Raw genomic sequence first — 13,735 nt, 5'->3', positions numbered from 1 at the left:
ATCGTCCATGGGGTGTTCCGGGAGCCACCCATGCCGATCGCTTGGTACTTCGATTTCGTCTCGATGTTCTCCTGGCTGCAATGGCAGTCGATCCGCGAACTCGCGGAACGGCGCGAGGTGTCCCTGCGGCCGATCCTGTTCGGTGCGCTGCTCAAGGAAATGGGCCAGCGTGGTCCGGCGGAGATTCCACGCAAGCGCGAATTCACCTACCGCTACGCGCAGTGGCGTGCGCGGCAAGCGGGCGTCCCGCTGCGCTTCCCGCCCACGCATCCGTTCAATCCGCTACCGGCCTTGCGCCTGTGCATCGCGGCGGGGACCAGCGTGGAGGCGGTAGGCGCCATCTTCGAATGGATATGGGCGCACGGACGTCCGGCCGATACGGCCGAGGCACTCGAACCGCTGGCGGCGTCGCTCGGGATAGCCGACGTACGCGCCGCGCTCGCCGCACCCGAGGTGAAGGCCCGGCTGCAGGCCAACTTCGAAGAGGCGATGCGGCAGCAGGTGTTCGGGGTGCCCACGCTCGCCATCGGCGACGAACTGTTCTGGGGTGCGGACGCCCATGCGTTCGCGATGGACTACCTCGCCCATCCGGACCTGTTCGCGGACGGCGAGATGAACCGCCTGGGCCATTTGCCGGTGGGCTTGTCGCGCGTCTAGGCCACCGCTTTCGCGATGCCCGCGATCGCCGTGTCGACCATGAAATCGATCTCCGCCTCGCTGACCACGTAGGGCGGCATGAAGTACACGACGTTGCCCAGCGGCCGCAGCAGCGCGCCGTGCTCGAGGCCGTGGCGATATACGCGAAGACCCCGGCGCTCGGCGGCGGCGAAGGGCCTGCGCGTGGCCTTGTCGGCGACCAGTTCGATCGCGGCGATCATGCCGGTCTGGCGCACGTCCGCCACGTGCGGATGATCGGCCAGCGGTGCGATGCGCGAAGCCATGTGCGTGGCCAGGATGCGGTTGCGTTCGAGCACGGGATCGTCGCGGAAGATCTTCAGCGTGGCGGTGGCCGCGCGGCAGGCGAGCGGGTTGCCGGTGTAGCTGTGCGAATGCAGGAAGGCCTTCCCGGCGGCGTACTCGGCATAGAAGGCCTGGTAGACCTCGTTGGTGGTGAGCACGGCGGAAAGCGGAAGGAAGCCTCCGGTAAGTCCCTTCGACAGGCACATGAAGTCCGGCGAGACACCGGCCTGCTCGCAGGCGAACAAGGTTCCCGTCCGGCCGAAGCCGACGGCGATCTCGTCGGCGATGAGGTGCACGTCGAATTCGTCGCACAGCGCGCGCAGGCCCGTGAGGTACGAAGCGTCGTACATGCGCATGCCGCCGGCGCACTGCACCAGCGGTTCCACGATGACGGCGCAGGTTTCATGCGCGTGGCGTTCGAGCAAGCGGCGCATCTCGCCCAGGCGGCGCGTGGCGATGTCCTTCGCCGTCTCGCCGGGTTCGCCTTCGTAGGTGTCCGGCGAGGGCGCGAGTTCGGGCGTCAGCAGCAGGGGTGCGTAGGTCTTGCGATAAAGCGCCACGTCGCTGACGGAAAGCGCGCCCAGGGTCTCGCCGTGATAGCTGCCGGTGAGGGCGATGAAGCGGGTCTTCTCGCCGTGGCCGCGATTGAGCCAGTAGTGGAAGCTCATCTTCAGCGCCACCTCGATGGCGGCCGACCCGTTGTCGGCGAGGAAGACGCGCTCCAGCCCCGCCGGAGTGATCCGCACCAGTTCCTCGGCCAGTTCCAGCGCGGGCTCATGGGTGAAGCCGGCGAAGATGACGTGCTCCAGGCGGTCGAGCTGGTCTTTCAATGCCCCGGCGATACGCGGCTCCGCGTGGCCGAACAGGTTCGTCCACCAGGAACTGACGGCGTCGAGGTAGCGCTTGCCGTCCGCGCCGACCAGCCACGCCCCTTCGCCGCGCACCACGGGTACCATGGGCAGGGTTTCGTGGTCGTGCATCTGGGTGCACGGGTGCCAGAGGACGGAAAGGTCGCGGGCGACGAGCGTGTCGGCGGCCGGGGAAGCGAAAAGGGCGTCGGTCATCCGCCCATCATCGCCCCGTACCCCCCGGTCCTCAAGTCGAGAGGTGAGGTGATGGTTTGAAGTGGTTGCGTTGGACGGCCTTGCTCGTCGCCTTGCTGGCTGTGGCCGCGGGGCTCTCATACTGGTTCCTGCCGGCGAGCGTGGCCGTGCCGTTCGCGACGCGGCGGGTCCATGGCGTGGTACTCGACCAACTCTCGGGCACCCTGTGGAATGGCCGCGCGGGGCGCGTGGCGATGCCCGACGGCCGCGAACTCGGCGTCGCCACCTGGCGGCTCGGGCGGGACGCGATCCTCGGACGCACCCACCTGGATATCCGCCTGGACGGCGGCGCCGGGCGTTTCACCGGTCATCTGGAAAGCACCGGCCGCGACAACGCGACCTGGAGCGGAGTCGACTTCCGGATGGATGCCGGCGCCTTGGCCGGACCGGCCCTTCCGCCCGGGCTGGTACCGGTGGGCATGGTGGAAGGGCACGTGCCACGTGCCGAACTTCAAGGCAACTGGCCCGTGGCCCTCGATGCCGACATCGCATGGCGGAAGGCGGCCGTGCGCACACCGGAAGGTTATGTCACCCTCGGCGATATCGAGCTGCGAGCATCGAGTCAGGGCGGCGTGCTTCGCGCCACGCTCGCCGACGACGGTTCGGGCTCGCTGGCGGTGAACGCGGCGCTGGCCGCCACGCCGCTGGGCTGGCGCATGGAAGGCAAGCTGGTTCCCCGCATCGCCGACAGCGCGTTGTCGCATCTCATCGCACGTTTCGGCCCGTTGGGCCGCGACGGTTCCGTCAACCTCCAACGCAAGGCGGGGCTGGCGCCCTCGATCACACCATGACAGACACTCTCGACAAGGCGCTTGCCGCCGCGCGCGACGCCGCCGGAGCGGCCGCCGAGATCATCCAGCATTACTGGCGTGCCGGCGTGGACGTGATCGTGAAGGGCGACGACACGCCGGTCACCGTCGCGGACCGCGAAGCGGAGATGGCGATCCGCGCGATCCTCGCGAAAGCCCTGCCGGAAGCCGGTATCTATGGCGAGGAGTACGGTGCGGACGACACCTCGCGCGAGTACCTGTGGCTGGTGGACCCCCTTGACGGAACGAAGAGCTTCGTCCGTCGCACGCCGTTCTTTTCCACGCAGATCGCCCTGATGCATCGTGGCGAGTTGGTGCTGGGTGTCTCCTCCGCGCCCATCTACGGCGAGCGCATGTGGGCCGTGCGCGGACGTGGCGCCTTCCTCGACGGCGACCCCGTGCGCGTGGCGTCGACGGCGACGATGCGCGAGGCATCGATCTCCACCGGCAACGTGAAGACCCTCACGATGGATGCACGCTGGGATGTCTTGGGCGCGATGATCCGCGACAGCAACCGCATCCGTGGCTATGGCGATTTCTGTCATTACCACCTGCTGGCCCGCGGCGGTCTCGACCTCGTGATCGAATCCGACCTGAACATCCTCGACATCGCCGCCCTGGCGGTGATCGTCCGCGAGGCCGGCGGCGTGTTCACCGACCTGGACGGCGCCGCGCCCGGCCTGGACACGCGCAGCGTCCTGGCAGGCACGCCGGCCATCCACGCCGAGGCGCTGGCGCGACTCACCGGCGCTACAATCGGCCGATGAACAAACGCCCGACGATCCTCGCGACGCGCGATGCGCCCGACAGTCCCCTCCGCCGCGCGGAAGAGGTCGACCTCGAGTTCTCCAACGGTGAAAGGCGCACGTACCAGCGCCTGAAAGGCAGCGGCTTCGGCGCCGTACTGATCGTCGCGATGCGCGATCCGGAAACGGTGCTGCTCGTGCGTGAGTACGGCGTTGGCGTGGACCGCTACGAACTGGGCGTGCCGAAGGGTCGCCTGGACGGTGACGAGACGACGGAGCAGGGCGCGAATCGCGAACTGAAGGAAGAAGTCGGCTACGGGGCGCGCAAGCTGAAGATCCTCGGCACGTTGTCGCTGTCGCCCTCGTACATGACCCACCTCGCGCACGTCGTCCTCGCGGAAGATCTCTACCCCGAGCGCCTGCAAGGCGACGAGCCCGAGGAACTGGAAGTGGTGCCCTGGCGGATGGACAAGCTGCACGAGCTGCTCGCGCGCGACGACGTGACCGAAGGCCGCTCGATCGCCGCGCTGTTCATGGCCCGCGAATACCTGGCCGGGCGGTACCGTCCCGCATGAGCGTATCGCCGGCAGCGTGGCTCGATCCGGTCTGCGCCATCGCGCGACAGGCCGCCGAGGCGATCCTCGCGGTGTATGCGCAGGATTTCGAAGTCATCTGCAAGGACGACGATTCACCCGTGACCGCCGCCGACCTCGCCGCCCAGCGCGTCATCGAGGAAGGCCTGCATCGGCTGGCTCCCGGTGTACCGGTGATTTCCGAGGAGGCGCTCGCCGCGCCCTGGGCGGAACGGCGTACCTGGCGACGCTATTGGCTGGTCGACCCGCTCGATGGCACGCGCGAATTCGTGAAGCGCAACGGCGAATTCACGGTGAACATCGCACTCATCGAAGACCACCGCACCGTGCTCGGCGTGGTGCTCGTCCCGGTGACGGGCGACCTCTATGCCGCCGCTCGCGGTGAAGGCGCCTGGCGGCAGCCCACGATCGACGGGCCGCGCGAACGCATACGCGCGCGCCGCGCCGACGGCCTGCTGAGGGTCACCGGCAGCCGCTCGCACGCGGGTGGCCGCAGCCTCGCGCTGCTCCAACGCCTCGGCGATCACGAGACCTTCGTGCTCGGCTCCTCGCTCAAGTTCTGCGTGATCGCGCGGGGTGACGCGGACATCTACCTGCGCCTGGGTGCCACCTCCGAATGGGACACCGCCGCGGCGCAATGCGTGCTCGAGGAGGCCGGCGGCGCCGTGCTCGACCTGGCCGGCCGTCCGTTTCGCTACAACACGCGCGATTCACTCATCAATCCCGAATTCATCGCCTGCGGCGATACCTCGGTCGATTGGGCGGCGCGGCTGGTCGATCCGGAGGACGTCGCATGACGCGTCCGGTGGACGACCTCATCGCCATCATGGCGCGCCTGCGCGATCCGGAGAACGGTTGCCCCTGGGACGTGAAGCAGAGCTTCGCCACGATCGCGCCATACACGATCGAGGAAGCGTACGAGGTGGCCGATGCGATCGATCGCGAGGACATGCACGACCTGCGCGACGAATTGGGCGACTTGCTTCTGCAGGTCGTGTTCCACGCGCGCATGGCGGAAGAAGCGGGGCATTTCGCCTTCGGCGATGTCGTCCAGGCGATCTGCGACAAGATGCAGCGCCGTCATCCGCATGTGTTCGGCGACGTCACGCATGCCAGCGACCATGCGCGCTCACGCGACTGGGATCGCCTGAAGGCGGAGGAGCGCGCGGCCAGGGGCGCCGACGATACCAGCGCGCTTGCCGGTATTTCACGCGGGTTGCCGGAATGGCAGCGCGCGGTGAAGCTGCAGAAACGCGCGGCGAACGTCGGCTTCGACTGGCCGGACCATCGGCCGGTGCTCGACAAGATCGAGGAAGAGATCGAGGAAGTCCGCCACGAATTCGAGAACGGCGCCGACGAGGAACGCCTGGCCGATGAAATCGGCGATGTGTTGTTCGTCGCGGCGAACCTGGCGCGGCACGCGAAGGTCGACGTGTCGCGCGCGTTGCGTGGTGCGAACGCCAAGTTCGAGCGGCGTTTCCGCGCGATGGAGGCGCTTGCCGCGATGGAAGGACGTGAGCTGGCGTCGTATTCATTGCAGGAGCAGGAGATGCTCTGGCGCCGGGTGAAGCGCGAGGCGGGCTGATCGCAAAATCGCCGACAGGGTCGGCTCCCACCCAGGTAGTCATTGCATGGCCAGCCTTGTGGGAGCCGATTTATCGGCGATCCCGCGGCAGCGGGCCCGGGTGAGGCAAGCACCCATCGCCGCTGAAGCGGCTCCTACAAGAAAAAAAACAGTGAGTCCCATGGTCGATGGGTGGGAGCCGACCCTGTCGGCGATGGGTGCTCGCCCCAACGCTCCAAAAGAAACGGGGCCTCACGGCCCCGTCTCCCTTCACTTCACTTCGAAGCAGCCGATTTATCGGCCGTTCGCTGCGCCATGCGCGCCTTGAACTGCTCCATCTCCTGGTGACGCTTCTGATCCTGGGCGAGGTTCTCGTCGAGGCTCTTGCGCATCGTGGCGATGGCGGCGTCCGGATTCTGCGGCTGCATCTGTGCGCGTGCCAGGTGGCGGTACACGTAATCGCGGACCATCGGGTTCTGCGACTTGGCCAGCACATCGTTGTAGAGCGCCGGCAGTTCCTTGCTGCGGCCGGACACGATGTACAGGCGTTCGAGCGCGCGAAGGTCGCCGATGACGCCGGAGCGGGCCATGCCGCCACCGTGACGGCCCCAGCCGCCATGCTCGCCGCGACCGTGGCCACGGTCGCCATCGCGGTCCCATTTCGGTCCCTGCTGGGGGCCGGCCGGCTGGCTGGCGTGAGCCGCCGGAGCGGTCGGCGCCTTGGGGGCGGCATCCTGCGCGAACGCGAAGGCGGCCGAACCGGCAAGGAGAAGGGAAGCGGCACTGGCGATAAGGGTCTTGCGTTGCATAGGGTGATCTCCCGGTTGGACTTGCACGGGGAAAAACGTGCCGCCTCGCCGGCGGTTGACGGGCTTGTTGCCTGCCGCTCAGATTCGTGTGAAATCGCGGTTACAACCTTTTGCGTGTGGCTGGCATCCATCACCGGCACACCGCATCCACTGGAGGGGATTTCCATGCGTCACCTGCTTCTCGCCTCGTTGCTGCTCGTTCCTGCCATCGCCATGGCCGACGACCAGTGCAAGTTCCACGCGGACCGCAATCTCGACCTCGATCTCTCGGGCGTTCGCGCCGTCCGCTTCTCCGTCCATGCCTATGAACTGCATCTTTCCGGCGGCGCGCCGGCGGGCAAGGGAACGGTGCGCGGCAAGGCCTGCGCCTCCGACCAGGAAACCGTCGACAACCTCGTCGTCACGCAGGAACGGGACGGTGACACCCTCCTGGTCGAACTGAAGACCAACCGCAACAGTGGCTGGTCCGGTTTCGGCAGTCACTACAGCGACCTGAAGGTCGAGGCCAGCGTGCCGTCGAACATTCCGGTGATGGTCAACGTGGGTTCGGGCGAAGCGAAGGTGCGCGGCGTCGCCTCCCTCGACAGTTCGTCGGGCTCGGGTGAGCTGGAAGCGAGCGACATCAAGGGGCCGGTGCGGACCACGGTGGGCTCGGGCGAGGTGAAGCTCGATAACACCGGGCCCATCGAGGTCGACACCGTCGGCTCCGGCGATTTCGAGGCGAAGCACGTGAACGGTGGCGTCCGTATCGGCACGGTAGGCTCGGGCGATGCGAAGCTCAGTGATATCGGCGGCAACGTGGACGTCGGGACCATCGGTTCGGGCGACCTCAATGTCGATGGCGTTCGCGGTGATCTGAGGGTGCGTACGCAGGGCAGTGGCGATGTCGACCACCATGGCGTCACCGGCCACGTCGACGTTCCGGACAAGAATCGCTGATCCACGCTGGAAGCCGATATGATCCCGTCCTTGGCGGCGGGATCTTTCCTTTCATGACGTGGCTACCTCCTTCGTTGCGCGCGCTGCGCCGCGACGTGTTCTTCCTCGTATTGCTGGCCGTGTCGGTCGCCCTCGCGATCGCATGGCCTTCGCGCATCGCCGCTTGGCCCTCCCTGGTCGACTGGCCCACCATAGCCGCGCTCACGGGCCTGTTGATCCTTACCAAGGGCGTGGAATCCAGTGGCGCCCTCGACATGGCGGGACGCTGGCTGATCGATCGCACCTCGACGCGGCGCGTGGCGGCGCTCGGTCTCGTCGCGGCCACGGCCGTGCTGTCGATGCTCCTGACCAACGACGTGTCGCTTTTCGTGATGGTGCCCTTGACCCTGAGCATGTGCCGGATCGCACGGATGCCGGCGACGCGCCTGGTGGTTTTCGAAGCCCTGGCGGTGAATGCGGGCTCGATGCTTACGCCGATCGGCAATCCGCAGAACCTGTTCCTCTGGCAGCAGTGGAACAACGGTTTCGGTGGCTTCGTCTGGGAAATGCTGCCGCTGGTCGCGATTGCCCTGACCCTGTTGCTCGCGCTGACCGCGCTTGCGTTTCCCGCCATGCCGCTGGAAGTGCATGAGCGTGGCGGGGAGCCCGTCGATCGCACGATGCTCGGCGTGGCGGCGTTGCTCTACGTGCCCTTCATCGTACTGGCCGACCTGCAGTACGTTGGCTGGGGACTGCTCGGCGTCGTGGCGATCTTCCTCGCGTTGCGCCGGCGCGTCGTCGCCAGCATCGACTGGGGGTTGTTGCTGACCTTCGTGCTGATGTTCATCGACTTGCGCATGCTGGCGGGGCTCGACGCGGTCCGCTCGTTCGTGGCGGGCCTGGGCCTGGAGCACGCGCCGCATCTGTACATCACCGGGGCACTGGCCTCGCAGGTGGTGAGCAACGTTCCCGCGGCGATCCTGCTGGCTGAGTATTCGCACGACTGGCGCACGATCGCCTTCGGCGTGAACGTCGGCGGGTTCGGCTTCGTCCTGGGTTCATTGGCGAACCTGATCGCGCTGCGGCTGCTGGGCGAACGCAAGGCGTGGGCTACCTTCCACGTGTGGTCGGTGCCGTTCTTCGTGGTGATCGGGCTACTGGGCTGGGCCCTCCTCTAGCGGCGGGCTTTTGCCTGGTGGGAGCCGACCCAGGGTCGGCTCCCACCAGGCCTGGCCGTCAGGCCTTGCGGGTGCCCTGGGCGCCGGTGTTGCTGTTTCCGCGGTCGAAGGCCTTGATGAAATCGCGGACATCCGGATAGACCACGTCGCGCCAGCGGCGGCCGCTGAAGATGCCGTAGTGGCCAGCGCCTTCGATGATGAGGTGCTTGCGGCGTTTCTTCGCGATGCCTTTGCACAGTCCGTGCGCCGCTTCGGTCTGGCCAAGGCCGGAGATGTCGTCGAGCTCGCCTTCGATGGTCAGCAGCGCGGTGTCCTTGATCTTGGCCGGCTGCACCCGCTCGCCGTGCACTTCCCAGGTGCCCTTGGGCAGGCGGTGTTCCTGGAACACGGTTTCGATCGTGTCGAGGTAGTACTCGGCCGGCATGTCGAGCACCGCGTTGTACTCGTCATAGAACTTGCGATGCTGGTCGGCGTCGTCGAGGTCGCCCTTGCGCAGGTTCTCGTAGAAGTCCCAGTGCGACATCACGTGGCGGCTCGGATTCATCGCGATGAACCCCGCGTGCTGCAGGAAGCCCGGATAGACCTCGCGGCCCGCGCCCGGGTACTGGTAGGGCACCTTGTGGATCAGCTGGTTGCGGAACCACGACAGCGGGCGCGTGGTGGCCAGGTTGTCGACGCTGGTGGGGCTCTTGCGCGTGTCGATCGGACCGCCCATGAGGGTGAGCGTGGCCGGCGTGGCTTCGCCACGGGCGGCCATCAGCGATACCGCCGCGAGCACCGGCACCGTGGGCTGGCAGACCGAGACCACGTGCGCGCGATGCACGCCGACGTGGCGGATGAATTCCTCGATGTACGTCACGTAATCGGCCAGCGAGAACGAACCCTGGTCGAGCGGGATCATGCGCGCGTCGACCCAGTCGGTGATGTACACCTTGTGGTCGCGCAGCAGCGTGCGGACGGTGTCGCGCAGCAGCGTGGAATGGTGTCCGGACAGCGGCGCCACGACCAGGACGGCCGGGTCGTTCTTCATCTTGTCAACGGTGGCCTGGTCGTCGGAGAAGCGCTTGAACCGCTTGAGGGTACAGAACGGCTTGGCCATGGCGACCTGTTCGACGATGGCGACGTCGTGGCCGTGGGCGTGCACGCTGTGGATATCGAATTCAGGCTTTTCGTAGGCCTTGCCCAGCCGGTACATGAGTTCGTAACCGGCGGCGGCGCGCTCCGCGCCCGGCACCCGGGCGAACGGGCTGGCAATGTCGCCGAACATCTTCGCGCCCGCCTCGGCCCAGTAGGAGAGGGGGCTGAGCATGGAGCGTTGCCATTCGTGCATGAGATAGAGCATGCAGCTTACGTCCGGGGCGGGGAAGGTGGCGCATCATAACCAGTTGCGCCGCGCCATGTGTAAAGCCCCTGTTTTTGCTCGATTTAAGTACCAGCCTTGCGGCAGACCAGCAGGACTTCGTCGACTCCGGGCCCTGGTTCGAAGCCGGTCGTGAAGGCCAACGGCTTCTGGAAACGCACGCCCAGCGGCATGAACACCCGGTTGTACCACCACATGGCGCGGGCGCGCTGGTGGGTCAGGAACCACTGCCCGAGGTCGAGCAGCTTCGACGATTTCGGCTGCATGCCGTAGACGGCGCTGCGTTCGATGGTGAATCCGTGGCGCCCGAGAAGGGCACGGATCGCGTCGGGCTCGTAGCGGCGGTAATGGCCCACGAAATCGTCGAAGGCGGTCCATGCGTCCGGATGCAGGGGCACCGAGATCAGCAGGCGGGCACCGGGCTCGGCCACGCGGGCCAGCTCACCCAGGGCTCCCTCGTCGTCCACCACGTGTTCGAGGATGTCGAAGGCGCAGACGAAGTCGAAGCTGGCGTCGCGAAAGGGAAGGGCGCCGATCATGGCGTTGGCCACGCGGGCGCCGTGCCGACCCAGCTCGGCCAGCGCGGGCCGGCTGAGGTCGACGAACTGGGTGTCCGCCAGTGGCAGGCGGGGACGCAGGCCGGGGGCGACTTCCAGGCGCCGCGAGGTTTGCGCGACCAGTTCCGCCACCAGCGGCCAGGTGTTGAATTGCTCCGGCGAGAACAGCTTCGCTTCCGACCACAAGGCGTCGTAGAAGCGCTTGTTGCTGCCGATCAGGTCGGCGTCGGTCCGCTGGGCCGGAGGGCCCGAGGTAAACGATGCGATGGTCATGCGGTACCTCGGGCGGTGAAAAACTAAGGACTAGCGCAGTCGCGCCAGTTCGCGCAGCAGGGGCAATCGGCGTACGCGCACGGCGGTGGCGCGGAAGACGGCATTCGCGAGTGCCGGCGCCGCCGAGGGTACGCCGATCACGCTGGCACCGGCCGGATCGGCGGTGGACGGCACGATCACCGTCTCCACCTCGTAGGGCATCGGCTGCGTCGCGGCGACCGGGTAGTCGCGGAAGCCCGTCTGCTGCACCTTACCGTCCTTCACCGTGATGGCGAGGTTGAGGGCGGTGGACAGCGCATCCAGCGTGGCGCCCTGCAGCTGGGCTTCCAGGCCCAGCGGATTGATCGCGCGGCCCACGTCGGCCACGCAGACCACGCGATGGATGTCGATGCCATCGGTGGTCGGCGCCACTTCGATGGCGTGGGCCACGTAGGCGCCGAAGACATAGGCGCAGGCGATGCCGAGGCCGTTCTCGCTGCGCAGCCAACGGCTCCAGTCGAGCTTGTCGGCGGCGAGCTTCAGCACGTTCGCCATGCGCGCGGTGTCGATGGGGCCGCCACGGCCGTTGTACGGCAACTGGCGTGGCCCGCCGAGCAGGGCGAGGCGGAAATCGAGCGGATTGGCCTTCACCGCGTGCGCGAGTTCATCGATGAAGCTTTCGCTGGCGAAGGTGGGCGTGACGTGCGGCGAACCTCGCCACTCGCCACGGGCCAGCGTCGATTCCAGCGGATACCAGTCGCTGCGGAAGTTGGGAACGAGTCCCGCAGGCAAGGCATCGGCGACCAGTTCCGATTGCCAGAGCCGGTTGTCCGGCGTGGCCCGGCCCGCCAGCGCGGACGGACTCGCCATGCGCTGATGCCAGCCGACGATGTTCTTCTTGCGGTCGAGCGACGCGTTGAGGCGATGCACGGCCAATGGGCGGTAGTAGTCGCGCATCAGGTCGTCGTCGCGGGTCCAGAGCACCTTGACCGGCCGGTTGCGGATCTCGTCGGGTTTCTTCGCCAGGGCGATCGCCATCGCCTCGGCGATGTAGTCCTGTTCCAGGCGGCGGCCGAAACCGCCGCCGCCACGCGGCACCTGGATGTCGATCTGTTCGGGACGGAATCCGGTCATGCGTTGCACGACCGTGTACGCCTGGCGTGGCGATTGCGTGGCGGCGATCACCGTCACGCTGGTATCCGGATCGAGCCGGACGACGCAATTGGGGGTTTCCGCCGTGGCATGCGCGACCCAGGGCTGGAAATACGTGGCTTCGAGCGCACGCGCGGCCTTCTTGCGCGCGAGGGCGATGTCGCCATCATTGCGCACGGTGGTCGGCGCGGCGGCGTCGTCGCCGAACAGGTCGAGCGCCTTCTGTTCGAGGGCGGAGTTGGTCGGCTCGGTGGTGTCGCCCGGTTTCCAGGTCGCCTTCAAGGCGGCGCGGCCGGACAGGGCCGACCAGGTGTCGCGCGCGAGCACCGCCAGCGCGGGTGCCTGGGCGGCGAGACCGGGCTGCTGGCCCTGCTCGGGGGTGATCTCGATCACGTCGAAGACGCCCTCGACCTTCTTCGCCGCGTCGCGGTCGGCGGTGTCGAGCGAGCCCCCGGGATAGGGGCAGCGCGCCAGCACCGCGATCACCGGGTCGCCGAGGCTCTCGTCGAAGGCGTAGCGCAACGTGCCGGTGACGACCGCGCGCGCATCCACGTCGCCGGCCGGCTGGCCTATGAGGCGGTAACGCTCGGCCTGCTTCACGGGCGGCGGTGTCGAGGGCGCGTCGATGCCGGCCGCGGCCGAAGCCAGGTCGGCGTAGGAGATGCGCCTGCCGTCGGCGGCGACGACCATGCCGCTCTCGCCACGAAGCTGTTCCGCCGGGACGCCGAGGCGCCGCGCGGCCGCCTGCAGGAGTAGCCAGCGACCGAGTGCGCCTGCCTGGCGCAGGTCGGCCCAGGCGGCGGGAATGCTGGTGGCATCGCCGCTGCGCTGGCGGCCGTAGGTGAATTTCGGTTCACCGTTGCCCTGGGTGACGCCGAGGCCGAGCGGCTCCACGATCACGCGGGACCAGTCGGCGTCGAGTTCCTCCGCGATGATCCGGGCCAGCGACGTGGACGTACCTTCGCCATTGTCGGGATCGCGCACGCCGATGTAGATGCGGCCGTCGGCGGCGATGCGCAGGTACGGACCGACCTGGGCCCAGGCGTCGCCCAGCAGGCCCAGCGGCGGCGGGCGATCCAGGGCCTCCGCCGTGCCGACGCCGATGACCAGCGCGCCCGCGGTGCCGGCGGCGTATTTGAGGAACCGGCGGCGGGAAAGTCGGACCTCGCCACTCATGCCTTCGGGTCCTTCATCGCGCCGGCGGCGCGCTTGATCGCCTTGCGGATGCGGCCATAGCTGCCGCAACGGCAAAGGTTGCCGATCTTGTCGATATCCGCATCGGAGGGATTTTTCTGCCGCGAGAGCAGGTCCACCGCGGCCATGATCTGGCCGGGCTGGCAGAATCCGCACATGATGGCGTCCTCGTCGATCCAGGCCTGCTGCACGGGGTGCAGCGTGCCGTCCGCGGCGGACAGGCCCTCGACCGTGGTCACCCGTTTGCCGGACATCTTTTCCATCTTCGTCTGGCAGGAGGCCACGGCCTTGCCATCGACGATCACCGTGCAGAAGCCGCAATCGCCCTGGTCGCAGCCGTACTTCGCGCCGGTCAGGCGCAGCACGTCGCGCAGGTACCAGAGCAGGGGCATGGTCTTGTCGCCCGTGTGCCGGTAGCGCTTGTCGTTGACGATGAGGTCGATGCCTTCACGTACCGGCTTGGGCGCCGGCTGACGGGCGTCCTGCTTGGGCGGAACGGGTACGGGAGACGTCGGACCTTGCTGTGCCATCGGCTTTCCT

At 67.6% G+C, this 13,735-nt stretch carries 14 protein-coding genes; 8 read left to right on the top strand and 6 right to left on the bottom strand.

The genetic code is table 11. The features are described 5' to 3' along the window. The first annotated feature begins 30 nt into the window (after positions 1–30). The gene (locus ACN9M2_RS15085) at positions 31–657 is read left to right on the top strand and encodes a 2-hydroxychromene-2-carboxylate isomerase (protein ID WP_426285460.1); all 627 of its coding nucleotides are present in this window, start codon (positions 31–33) and stop codon (positions 655–657) included. On the opposite strand, the gene ACN9M2_RS15080 is transcribed toward ACN9M2_RS15085, so the two are convergent. Continuing rightward, positions 654–2,024 (bottom strand): adenosylmethionine--8-amino-7-oxononanoate transaminase, encoded by a 1,371-nt coding sequence (locus ACN9M2_RS15080; protein WP_426285459.1) that lies wholly within the window; start codon positions 2,022–2,024, stop codon positions 654–656. The two genes, ACN9M2_RS15085 and ACN9M2_RS15080, sit on opposite strands and share 4 nt — an antisense overlap. Before the next feature lie 56 nt (positions 2,025–2,080). Between ACN9M2_RS15080 and gspN the strand changes: the two genes are divergently transcribed. The 5 genes from gspN to mazG are packed head-to-tail and all read left to right on the top strand — an operon-like array spanning position 2,081 to position 5,796. Next, positions 2,081–2,854: a type II secretion system protein N gene (gene gspN / locus ACN9M2_RS15075; protein ID WP_426285458.1), complete on the top strand. Its 774-nt coding sequence runs from the start codon at positions 2,081–2,083 to the stop codon at positions 2,852–2,854. Then, positions 2,851–3,639: an inositol monophosphatase family protein gene (locus ACN9M2_RS15070; protein WP_426285457.1), complete on the top strand. Its 789-nt coding sequence runs from the start codon at positions 2,851–2,853 to the stop codon at positions 3,637–3,639. The genes gspN and ACN9M2_RS15070 overlap by 4 nt, the downstream gene beginning before the upstream one ends. Continuing rightward, complete coding sequence (gene nudE / locus ACN9M2_RS15065; protein WP_426285456.1) at positions 3,636–4,193, top strand: ADP compounds hydrolase NudE; 558 nt, start codon at positions 3,636–3,638, stop codon at positions 4,191–4,193. Before ACN9M2_RS15070 ends, nudE begins: the two co-directional genes overlap by 4 nt. Further along, a complete protein-coding gene (gene cysQ, locus ACN9M2_RS15060) occupies positions 4,190–5,008 on the top strand; it encodes a 3'(2'),5'-bisphosphate nucleotidase CysQ (protein WP_426285455.1) in 819 nt (272 codons plus the stop codon). The genes nudE and cysQ overlap by 4 nt, the downstream gene beginning before the upstream one ends. After that, positions 5,005–5,796 carry a nucleoside triphosphate pyrophosphohydrolase gene (gene mazG, locus ACN9M2_RS15055; protein ID WP_426285454.1) on the top strand — a complete coding sequence of 264 codons (792 nt, stop codon included), beginning with the start codon at positions 5,005–5,007 and terminating at the stop codon, positions 5,794–5,796. The genes cysQ and mazG overlap by 4 nt, the downstream gene beginning before the upstream one ends. A gap of 254 nt (positions 5,797–6,050) precedes the next feature. On the opposite strand, the gene ACN9M2_RS15050 is transcribed toward mazG, so the two are convergent. Then, positions 6,051–6,584: a hypothetical protein gene (locus ACN9M2_RS15050; protein ID WP_426285453.1), complete on the bottom strand. Its 534-nt coding sequence runs from the start codon at positions 6,582–6,584 to the stop codon at positions 6,051–6,053. 165 nt (positions 6,585–6,749) lie between these two features. On the opposite strand from ACN9M2_RS15050, the gene ACN9M2_RS15045 reads away from it, so the two are divergent. Together ACN9M2_RS15045 and ACN9M2_RS15040 are read left to right on the top strand one after the other, a co-directional pair. Next, positions 6,750–7,523, top strand: a complete 774-nt coding sequence (locus tag ACN9M2_RS15045) for a DUF4097 family beta strand repeat-containing protein (RefSeq protein WP_426285452.1) — start codon at positions 6,750–6,752, stop codon at positions 7,521–7,523. A 53-nt stretch (positions 7,524–7,576) separates the two neighbouring features. Continuing rightward, positions 7,577–8,680, top strand: coding sequence for an SLC13 family permease (locus ACN9M2_RS15040; RefSeq protein WP_426285451.1), 1,104 nt, complete (start codon positions 7,577–7,579; stop codon positions 8,678–8,680). A gap of 58 nt (positions 8,681–8,738) precedes the next feature. Here ACN9M2_RS15040 and ACN9M2_RS15035 read toward each other — a convergent pair whose 3' ends face one another. From ACN9M2_RS15035 to ACN9M2_RS15020, 4 genes are all read right to left on the bottom strand, one after another. Next, complete coding sequence (locus ACN9M2_RS15035; RefSeq protein WP_426285450.1) at positions 8,739–10,022, bottom strand: polyhydroxyalkanoate depolymerase; 1,284 nt, start codon at positions 10,020–10,022, stop codon at positions 8,739–8,741. Positions 10,023–10,105: 83 nt separating this feature from the next. Beyond that, positions 10,106–10,870, bottom strand: a complete 765-nt coding sequence (locus tag ACN9M2_RS15030; RefSeq protein ID WP_426285449.1) for a class I SAM-dependent methyltransferase — start codon at positions 10,868–10,870, stop codon at positions 10,106–10,108. Between the two features lie 30 nt (positions 10,871–10,900). Further along, on the bottom strand, positions 10,901–13,177 hold the full coding sequence (locus tag ACN9M2_RS15025; protein ID WP_426285448.1) for a molybdopterin cofactor-binding domain-containing protein: 2,277 nt from the start codon (positions 13,175–13,177) through the stop codon (positions 10,901–10,903). Continuing rightward, positions 13,174–13,725: a (2Fe-2S)-binding protein gene (locus ACN9M2_RS15020; protein ID WP_306849734.1), complete on the bottom strand. Its 552-nt coding sequence runs from the start codon at positions 13,723–13,725 to the stop codon at positions 13,174–13,176. Before ACN9M2_RS15020 ends, ACN9M2_RS15025 begins: the two co-directional genes overlap by 4 nt. Between the last annotated feature and the right edge of the window lie 10 nt (positions 13,726–13,735).

The organism is Luteibacter sp. E-22, from assembly GCF_049913125.1.
GTDB lineage: Bacteria > Pseudomonadota > Gammaproteobacteria > Xanthomonadales > Rhodanobacteraceae > Luteibacter.
The sequence above is the reverse complement of the archived record's forward strand: the minus strand, read 5'-3'. Positions and strand labels throughout refer to the sequence as shown.

What these genes read in the sequence shown, in the direction of transcription:
- ACN9M2_RS15080 (WP_426285459.1), bottom strand. Translation starts at nt 2,024, where the DNA reads ATGACCGACGCCCTTTTCGCTTCCCCGGCCGCCGACACGCTCGTCGCC.
- ACN9M2_RS15030 (WP_426285449.1), bottom strand. Translation starts at nt 10,870, where the DNA reads ATGACCATCGCATCGTTTACCTCGGGCCCTCCGGCCCAGCGGACCGAC.
- ACN9M2_RS15035 (WP_426285450.1), bottom strand. Translation starts at nt 10,022, where the DNA reads ATGCTCTATCTCATGCACGAATGGCAACGCTCCATGCTCAGCCCCCTC.
- nudE (WP_426285456.1), top strand. Translation starts at nt 3,636, where the DNA reads ATGAACAAACGCCCGACGATCCTCGCGACGCGCGATGCGCCCGACAGT.
- ACN9M2_RS15040 (WP_426285451.1), top strand. Translation starts at nt 7,577, where the DNA reads ATGACGTGGCTACCTCCTTCGTTGCGCGCGCTGCGCCGCGACGTGTTC.
- ACN9M2_RS15085 (WP_426285460.1), top strand. Translation starts at nt 31, where the DNA reads ATGCCGATCGCTTGGTACTTCGATTTCGTCTCGATGTTCTCCTGGCTG.
- ACN9M2_RS15045 (WP_426285452.1), top strand. Translation starts at nt 6,750, where the DNA reads ATGCGTCACCTGCTTCTCGCCTCGTTGCTGCTCGTTCCTGCCATCGCC.
- ACN9M2_RS15070 (WP_426285457.1), top strand. Translation starts at nt 2,851, where the DNA reads ATGACAGACACTCTCGACAAGGCGCTTGCCGCCGCGCGCGACGCCGCC.
- ACN9M2_RS15050 (WP_426285453.1), bottom strand. Translation starts at nt 6,584, where the DNA reads ATGCAACGCAAGACCCTTATCGCCAGTGCCGCTTCCCTTCTCCTTGCC.
- ACN9M2_RS15020 (WP_306849734.1), bottom strand. Translation starts at nt 13,725, where the DNA reads ATGGCACAGCAAGGTCCGACGTCTCCCGTACCCGTTCCGCCCAAGCAG.
- ACN9M2_RS15025 (WP_426285448.1), bottom strand. Translation starts at nt 13,177, where the DNA reads ATGAGTGGCGAGGTCCGACTTTCCCGCCGCCGGTTCCTCAAATACGCC.
- mazG (WP_426285454.1), top strand. Translation starts at nt 5,005, where the DNA reads ATGACGCGTCCGGTGGACGACCTCATCGCCATCATGGCGCGCCTGCGC.
- cysQ (WP_426285455.1), top strand. Translation starts at nt 4,190, where the DNA reads ATGAGCGTATCGCCGGCAGCGTGGCTCGATCCGGTCTGCGCCATCGCG.